A 6,973-nucleotide genomic window follows, 5' to 3' on the forward strand; every position below is an offset into this window, starting at 1 on the left:
GTTTGGCATATGCCAAACCGGGGGCGCCTGATGGACGCGCACGCGGAGGGGGCGGCTACACCGCGCCGTCCCCGTCCCCGTCGCCCTCCCCCGGGCCGTCCCCGTCGCCACCGGGCTCCGGCTCCAGGCCGACCTCCTCCCGGTCCTCCTCGGTGCGCTCCTCGAGTCCGGCCTCGTCGGGCCGCCGCGGCAGGCCGCGGCCGTGGCCGGTGTCGGGGTCGCCCTCGACCGCCCTGTTCGACTTGTGGTGGGTCACGGTTGCCTCCGGCAGTGGTGCGGACGTTCCTGCTCCCATCACCCCCCGGCGCCGGGAGGTCCGCAAACGGGGGACGGGGTCAGGCGTCCTCGGCCTGCACCTCGCCGGCGGCGACGGCGTCCGCGAGGCGGGCGTGGTCGGCGGTGTTGAGTTCGGCGTAGTGGTGGGCGAAGGCGGCGATCGCGCGGTCGAAGGCGTCGCCGCGGCCGAGGTAGGCGGCGATGGCGATCCGGTCGCCGGAGCGGGCGTGGGCGCGGGCCAGCGCGGCGCCGCACAGGGCGGCGTAGGCGCGCAGGCCGCGGGTGGTCATCTCGCCGACCTCGGCGGAGCCCTTCATGTCGCGCAGCTGGCGCCAGTAGAAGTGCCGCCCCCCGGGGCCGGTCATCCAGCCGAGGAAGATGTCGCTGGCGGCCTGGGTGAGCCGCTGCCCGGCGACCACCCGCTGCCCGTGCCGGGGGTACCGGCTGGGCCCGGCGTAGGGCTCCAGGACTGACGCCTCGGCCTCCTTGACCTGGAGCACCAGCGGGTCGTCGGCGTCCCGGCCCTGGAGCAGGACGACGAAGCAGCGGGTGCCGACGCTGCCGACGCCGACCACCTTGCGGGCGGTGTCGACATACCGGTAGCGGTCGAGCAGCCGGCCGCGCTCCTCGGGGAGGGTGGCCCGGTAGTCGGCGAGCAGCGAGCGCACCTCGTCGGTGTCGAAGCCGACGTGCTCGATCAGCGGGGGCTGGTCCTTGAAGCGGCGGCGGCCGCTCGCGGTGGTCTCGGTGAGCTTGCCGGCGGCCTGCAGGCTGTCGCGGCGGCGGGCGGCGGCGAGCCCGGCCTCGGTGCGGCGGCGGGGCCTGCCCTTGAGGCTGGTGAGCAGTTCGTCGGCGTCGATCCGCTGGTACCAGACCTGGAGTTCGCCGAGTCCGGCAAGCTGCCGGATCCGTTCCCGGTAGGCGCGGACGGCCCCCAGCACCACCCGGTGGGCCTCCTCGGGGCTCTCGCCGTTCTCCCTGGCGGCGACGACGAGGCTGGCGGCCAGCCGCTGGACGTCCCACTCGAACGGGCCGGGCAGGGTCTCGTCGAAGTCGTTGAGGTCGAACAGCAGGGCGCGTTCGGGCGAGGCGAACAGCCCGAAGTTGACCAGGTGGGCGTCGCCGCAGAGCTGGACGGTCAGTCCGCTGTCCGGGGCGGTCGCGAGGTCCCCGGCCATCACGGCGGCGGCGCCGCGCAGGAAGGCGAACGGGGAGGCGGCCATCCGGCCGTTGCGGATCGGCACCAGGTCGGGCAGCCGGCTCTCCGCCTGGGCGCGCAGCACCGCGAGCGGGTCGGGGCGGTCGGCGGCGGGGCGCCAGTGGCCTGCGGTGGAGCGGGGGGCGCGCTTGCGGGCGGCGCGGCCGGCCTCGACGCGCTCGTCGACCGTCAGGTGGTCGACCGTCGGATGGGGGGCGGGGGCGTCCATCGGGGGCTCCTCACGGCTCGGGGGCCGGAAGACGTACCGCCCCGGCGCGCTCCCGTACCAGCGGGAGGCACCGGGGCGGGGCGTGCTCACCCGGACGGCGGCACCCCGTGCGGTCCTACATGTTGATCATGTGGCCGGCCAGGCCGTGGATCGCCTCCTTGACGGCCTCGCCCAGCGTCGGGTGGGCGTGCACGTTGCGGCCGACCTCGTGCACCGTGAGGTCCCACTGCTGGGCCAGCGTCAGCTCCGGCAGCAGTTCGGTGACCTCGGGGCCGATCAGGTGGGCGCCGAGCAGTTCGCCGTGGGTCTCGTCGCAGATCACCTTGACGAAGCCGACGGGGTGGCCGAGGCCGTGCGCCTTGCCGTTCGCGGTGAACGGGAACTTGGCGACCTTGACGGCGTACCCCTGCTCGCGGGCCTGCGCCTCGGTCCACCCGAAGCTGGCGACCTGCGGCTGGCAGTAGGTGGCGCGCGGGACCATCACGAAGTCGATCTCCATGGTCTCCGCGCCGGCGATGGTCTCGGCGGCGATCACGGCCATCGCCTCGGCGGCGTGCGCGAGCATCAGCTTGGCGGTGACGTCGCCGATCGCGAAGATGTGCTCGGCGCTGGTGCGGCCGCGCCCGTCCACGGCGATCGCGCCGCGCTCGGTGAGCCGCACGCCGGTGTTCTCCAGGCCGTAGCCCTGGACGCGCGGCACGAAGCCGATCGCCTGGAGCACCTTGTCGGCCTCCAGCACCTCCTGCTTGCCGTCCCGGGTGACGGTGACCTTCACCGGCCCCGCCGGGTCGGAGTCGTCGATCGCGTCGACCCGGGTGGAGGTGAGCACCTGGATGCCCAGCTTGCGGTACTGCTTGGCGAGTTCGGCGGAGACGTCGGCGTCCTCCAGCGGCACCATCCGGTCCAGGAACTCGACGATGGTGACCTTGACGCCGTAGTTGTGCAGCACGTACGCGAACTCGACGCCGATCGCGCCGGCGCCCGCGATGACGATCGACTCCGGCAGCCGCTCGGTGAGGATCTGCTCCTCGTAGGTGACGACCCGCTCGCTGAGCGAGGTGCCGGGCAGCAGCCGGGTGGTGGCGCCGGCCGCGATGACGCAGTGGTCGAAGGTGACCATCTCGAAGCCGCCGGCGGTGAGCTTGACCTGGAGGGTGTGGTCGTCGACGAAGGTGCCCCAGCCGTCGTACTCGGTGATGCCGTTCTTCTTCATCAGGTAGTGGACGCCCTTGACCCGGCCGTCGGCGACCTGCCGGGAGCGGCTGAACGCCTTGCCGTAGTCGAAGGACACCTTGCCGTCGACCTCGATGCCGTACAGCCCGGCCTCGTTGAGGACGGTGTGCGCGAGTTCGGCGTTGCGCAGCAGGGCCTTCGAGGGGATGCAGCCGACGTTGAGGCAGACGCCGCCCCAGTACTTGGCCTCGATCACGGCGGTGCGCAGGCCGAGCTGGGCGGAGCGGACGGCGGCGGTGTAGCCGCCGGGGCCGGCGCCCAGGACGACCACGTCGTAGTGCGTGCTCATGTGCCTCGATCCTTCAGGAAGCGACGGACGGCCTCGCGGCCCGTGCCTCCCAGTACACCAGGACCGGACGGCTCACAGCCCGGGAAGCTCCGGCAACGCGCCCCGGTGCAGCCAGGCGTCGAGCAGCGGGCCGAGCGGGCGGTCGGTGTAGCGGGCGGCGTGCGCGGCGAAGTCGGCGGTGGTGACGACGGCGTGCCGGTAGGCGGTGGCCCAGTCGCGCAGCAGCCGGAAGAAGGCGGGGTCGCCGAGGGCGAGGCGCAGCGCGTGCACGGTCAGGCCGCCGCGCTCGTAGACCCGGTCGTCGAACATGTGCCGCCTGCCCGGGTCTCCGATCGCCAGGTCCTGCGGCAGGGCGCCCAGTTGGCGGTGGGCGTCGGCGGCCCTGCGCTGGGCGGTGGGGCCGCCGGTGCGCTCGGACCACAGCCACTCGGCGTACTTGGCCAGGCCCTCGTTGAGCCAGATGTGCCGCCAGTCGGCGACGGTGACGCTGTTGCCGAACCACTGGTGGGCCAGCTCGTGGGCGACCAGGCGCTCCCAGCCGCGCCGCCCGTCCAGGTGGTTGCGGCCGAAGGTGGCCATGCCCTGCGCCTCGACCGGCACGTCCAGGTCCTCGTCGACCACGGCGACGGTGTACCCGTCGAACGGGTACGGGCCGAACAGCTCCTCGAACAGCCGCATCATCTGCGGCTGCCGGGCGAAGTCGTGCGCGAACCGGGCGGTCAGCGGCTGCGGCACCCAGCCGCTCTGCGGGACGGTGCCGGGGGCGCGTTCGGCCAGCGGCACCCGGCGCAGCGGGGCGACCGCCAGCCCGACCAGGTAGCTGGCGGTGGGCGCGGGCTGCTCGTACACCCAGGTGGTGGCGGAGGAGCGGGTGGTGCGGCTGAGCAGCCGGCCGCCGGTGACCACGGCGTACGGGGAGGCGGTGGTGACGGCCAGCTGGTAGGCGGCCTTGTCGGCGGGGCGGTCGTTGCAGGGGAACCAGGACGGGGCGCCGGTGGGCTGGGAGGCGACCAGCGCGCCGTCGGTGATCTCCTCGAAGCCGAGGCCGCCCCAGGGGCTGCGCACCGGGCGCGGGTTGCCGGACCAGTGCACCTCGCAGGTGAACACCGCCCCGGCGGCGGGGGCCTTGGCGGGCTTGACGCGCAGCTTGCCGTCCCGGTGGGCGTACTGCGCGGGCCGCCCGTCGACCAGCACCTTGCCGATCCGGAAGTCGGCCAGGTCGAGGGCGAACTCGCGCAGCGGTTCGGGCCCGGCGATGGCGGCGATCCGGGCGGAGCCGGCCAGCCGGTTGGGGCCGGGCCGGTAGTCGAGCGCGAGCTCGTACCGGTGGGCCCGGTAGCGGAGGTCCCCGTGCCGGGGGAAGTACGGGTCGGCGGCGGGGGCCGGCTTGGGGCTCAACGCGGGGGTTCCTCCTGGCGCGGGGGCGGTCACGGTGCTGTCTGCCAGGCTTCGATCGGGTTGCCGAGCCAGCGGGTGTCGGCGGGCACCGTCTCGGCGCGCATCACCAGGGAGGCCGGGCCGAGGGTGGAGCGCTCGCCGACGGTGCTGCCGGGCAGCACGATTCCGCCGGGGCCCAGGGTGGCGCCCGCGCGGAGCTCCACAGTATCCAGCCGCATGATCCGGTCGTGGAAGAGGTGGGTCTGCAGCACGCAGCCGCGGTTGACGCTGACGCCGTCGCCGAGGGTGACCAGGTCGGCCTCGGGCAGCCAGTAGCTCTCGCACCACACGCCGCGGCCGATCTTCGCGCCGAGCGCGCGCAGCCACAGGTTCATCAGCGGCGTCCCGGCGGTGCGGCCGACCAGCCAGGGCACGGCGAGCACCTCGGTGAAGGTGTCGGCGAGCTCGTTGCGCCACACGAAGCCGGACCACAGCGGGTGCTCGACCGCCCGGAACCGGCCGACCAGCAGCCACTTGGCGGCGGCGGAGACCAGGCAGGCGGCCAGGCCCGCGCCGAGCAGGACGAGGCCGGACAGCAGCGGCTGCCCGAGGGCGCACAGCGCGGCGGCGGTGAGCACGGCCAGCCCGGTGGAGGCCAGCACCGGCACGATCCGGGCCAGCTCGGTCGCCCCGCGGGCCCAGCGCAGCCGGGCGGGCGGCTCGTAGGTCAGCGCCAGGTCGGCGGTGTCGGCGGCCCGGGGCAGCCTGACCGGCGGCATGCCCAGGTAGGAGCTGCCGCGCTTGGCCTTCTTCGGCGTCGCGGACAGCACCCCGACCAGGCCCCGGTCGGGGACGGCCCGGCCGGGCGCGGTCATCCCGGAGTTGCCCAGGAAGGCCCGCTCGCCGATCTCGGCCCGCCCGATCCGCACCCAGCCGCCGCCCAGCTCGTACGGGGCGATCAGGGTGTCGTCGGCGAGGAACGCGCCGTCGCCGACCTTGGTCAGGCTGGGCAGCGCCAGCACGGTGGACACCTCGGCGCCCTTGCCGACCCGCATGCCCAGCAGCCGCAGCCACACCGGGGTGATCAGCCCGGCGTACAGCGGGAACAGCGTCTCGCGGGCCAGGTCCATCAGCTGGCTGACCGTCCACGCCTGCCAGCCGATGCGGCCGTGCAGCGGGTGGTGGCCGGTGCGCAGGCCGAGCGAGAGCAGCCGGACGCCGGCCAGCACGAGCGCGGCGTAGGCCAGCCCGTAGGCCAGGGTGGCGGGGACGAGGGCGGTCAGGGCGCCGCGCAGGGCCTGGGCGAGGTCGTCGCCGGGGTGGACGAACCGCCCGGCGACCAGCAGTGCGGGCAGCGCGGCCAGCAGCGGCAGCAGGGCGAGGGCGAAACCGGTGGCGCCGTAGACGGCGGCCCAGCCGGGGGTGCGCGGCGGGCGCTGCTTGGGCCAGCCGCGTTCGGCCTTGCCGGTCTTGGCGGCGGGGGCGCCGGCCCAGCGCTGGCCGGTGGGGACGGATCCGGTGACGCCGGAGCCGGGGGCGATCTCGGCCCGCTTGCCGATCTTGGCGCCGGGCAGCAGCGTCGAGCGGGTGCCGACCACGGCTCCGGCGCCGATCCGCAGCGCGCCGATCTCCAGCCGGTCGCCGTCCAGCCAGTAGCCGGACAGGTCGACCTCGTTCTCGACGGCGCAGCCCCTGCCCAGCCGCAGCAGGCCGGTGACGGGCGGCAGGGCGTGCAGGTCGACGTCGGGGGCGACCCGGCAGCCGAGCGCCCGTGCGTAGCGGATGAGCCAGGAGCCGGAGAGCCGGACGGCGCCGGTGGCCTCGGCGAGCCGCTCGGCGGTCCACAGCCGCAGGTGGACGCCGCCGCCGCGCGGGTACGTGCCGGGGCCGACGCCGCGCAGCAGCAGCCGGGCGCCGCCGGCGGCGAGCGCCAGGCGGCCGGGCGCGGAGTACAGCAGGACGGCGCCCGCGGCCAGCAGCCACCAGGGCGCGACGGGCGCCCACGGGTAGTCGCCGATCAGGTGGAGCACGGCGCCGAGGACGCCGAGGGCGAGGCTCCAGCGCAGGCCGGTGAGGGTGGCCAGCGGCAGGGTCAGCAGCAGTTGCAGCACCTGGGCGCGGCGGGGGGTGGGGGCGACGGTGCGGGCCGGGCCCTCGGCCTGCGCGGACTTCTCCAGCAGCCGGGCGAGCTTGCGCAGCGTGGGCTGCTGGTAGATGTCCAGGACGGAGACGGCCGGGTAGCGGCCGCGCAGCAGGGTGGTGAGCTGGGCGGCGGCCAGCGAGCCGCCGCCGATCGCGAAGAAGTCGTCGCCCGCGCCGCGGCGCGGGGCGCCGAGGATCCGCGCCCACTGCTCGGCCAGACACGCCTCGG

The 6,973-nt window shown here is 75.2% G+C and carries 5 protein-coding genes; all 5 read right to left on the bottom strand.

Annotated features, from left to right (window positions below; genetic code table 11):
- Window positions 1-55: 55 nt before the first annotated feature.
- On the bottom strand, window positions 56-295 hold the full coding sequence (locus ACFUEL_RS31555; protein ID WP_380240291.1) for a hypothetical protein: 240 nt from the start codon (window positions 293-295) through the stop codon (window positions 56-58).
- 40 nt (window positions 296-335) lie between these two features.
- Window positions 336-1,703, bottom strand: coding sequence for a DUF2252 domain-containing protein (locus tag ACFUEL_RS31560; RefSeq protein ID WP_380240293.1), 1,368 nt, complete (start codon window positions 1,701-1,703; stop codon window positions 336-338).
- 115 nt (window positions 1,704-1,818) lie between these two features.
- Window positions 1,819-3,225, bottom strand: a complete 1,407-nt coding sequence (gene lpdA / locus ACFUEL_RS31565) for a dihydrolipoyl dehydrogenase (RefSeq protein ID WP_380240295.1) — start codon at window positions 3,223-3,225, stop codon at window positions 1,819-1,821.
- 72 nt (window positions 3,226-3,297) lie between these two features.
- Window positions 3,298-4,623, bottom strand: coding sequence for a M1 family metallopeptidase (locus ACFUEL_RS31570; RefSeq protein ID WP_380240297.1), 1,326 nt, complete (start codon window positions 4,621-4,623; stop codon window positions 3,298-3,300).
- A 29-nt stretch (window positions 4,624-4,652) separates the two neighbouring features.
- On the bottom strand, window positions 4,653-6,973 hold a 2,321-nt coding region (locus ACFUEL_RS31575; RefSeq protein WP_380240299.1), incomplete at its 5' end, for a Pls/PosA family non-ribosomal peptide synthetase.

Source organism: Kitasatospora sp. NPDC057198 (genome assembly GCF_042670125.1).
Lineage (GTDB): Bacteria > Actinomycetota > Actinomycetes > Streptomycetales > Streptomycetaceae > Kitasatospora.

Bases quoted from the DNA above. Each gene is read 5' to 3' on its own strand.
- ACFUEL_RS31555 (WP_380240291.1), bottom strand. From the start codon at position 295: ATGGGAGCAGGAACGTCCGCACCACTGCCGGAGGCAACCGTGACCCAC.
- ACFUEL_RS31560 (WP_380240293.1), bottom strand. From the start codon at position 1,703: ATGGACGCCCCCGCCCCCCATCCGACGGTCGACCACCTGACGGTCGAC.
- lpdA (WP_380240295.1), bottom strand. From the start codon at position 3,225: ATGAGCACGCACTACGACGTGGTCGTCCTGGGCGCCGGCCCCGGCGGC.